Source organism: Streptomyces noursei (assembly GCF_001646665.1).
Classification (GTDB): Bacteria; Actinomycetota; Actinomycetes; order Streptomycetales; family Streptomycetaceae; genus Streptomyces; species Streptomyces lavendulocolor.
Genome location: NZ_LWBU01000169.1, coordinates 1 through 1,156, shown reverse-complemented (window position 1 = coordinate 1,156; position 1,156 = coordinate 1). Strand labels below are relative to the sequence as shown.

Annotated in this window: 1 protein-coding gene; it reads left to right on the top strand. The window is 77.2% G+C overall.

Annotated features, from left to right (window positions below):
• The coding region (locus A4V12_RS13710; RefSeq protein ID WP_064069610.1) for a hypothetical protein at nucleotides 1-915 on the top strand (915 nt) is incomplete at its 5' end.
• Nucleotides 916-1,156 lie beyond the last annotated feature (241 nt).

The following is a 1,156-nucleotide window of genomic DNA, read 5'->3' as shown; positions in this document are numbered from 1 at the left end:
CTGGCCGGCGCCCTCGCCGCCGTGACCGTGGCCCTGCTGGCCGCCGGGGCGCTCTTCGCCCGGATCGGCCGGGGCAACCGGGGCCTGGCGACGGCCCTCCTCATCGCCTCCGGGGCGCTGGGGGCCCTCGCCGCGTGGACGGCCGCCGACGCGCACGACTGGTCCGGTGCCGCGCGGCTCGCCGCCGTCGCCGGGGCGCTCACCGTGACGCTCGCCATGCTCGGGTACTTCTCGCCGCTCGGCCGCGGCGGGCTCATCGGCGCCGGGGCCACCGCGGGGCTCACCCTCGTGTGGGAGGCCGCCGCCGCCCTCCAGGACGATGTGGCGCGGCTCGGTGCCGTCATGGCCGTCTTCTCCGTGGTGCTGCTCGGCCTGCTGCCCCGGCTCGCCCTGATGGCCTCGGGGCTCACCGCGCTCGACGACCGCCGCTCGGGCGGCGCCTCCGTCAGCCGCCACCAGGTGGGCAACGCCCTGGCGGCCACGCACCAGGGCCTCGCGCTCGCGACGATCGTCACCGCGCTGTCGGCGGCCGCCGGCGGATGGCTGCTCACCCTGGCGGACCGGCCGGGCGTCTGGACGGTCGTGCTCCCGTCGGTCGTCGCCGTGGTGCTGCTGTCCCGGGCGCGCGCCTTCCCCCTGGTCGCCGAGGTCGTGGCGCTCTTCGCCGCGGCGGCGCTGCTGGTCGTACGTCTCGTGATGCTGTGGATGGACCACGCCGGGGGCGCCGGGCCGCTCGCGGTGCTGTGCGCGGCCGCGGTGCTGCCGCTGGTCGTCCTTGCGGTCCAGCCGCCGGAGCACGTGCGGGTACGGCTGGGGCGCATGGCCGATCTGGTCGAATCCATCGGCATGGTGGGGCTGTTCCCGCTCGCGGTCGGTGTGTTCGGCATCTACGGGCAACTGCTCGACAAGTTCTAGTTCCGGGTTCCGGGACTGCGAGTTCCGGGTCCCGGGTTCCGGGTTCTGCGGCAGGGCGGGAGAAGAAGGGCAGACATGCCGAACGGAGACAACTGGCAGGGCGACGTCCTGCGCGATCTGCGCGCCGGGGCCCGGCAGGCCGCACCGCCGGAGGGCGCGCCGGCCCCCGACGCCGGAACGCCGGACGCCGCAGCCCCGGCCTCCCCGCAGCCCGCCGCGCCGGCGCCCGCCGCGCCCGCCG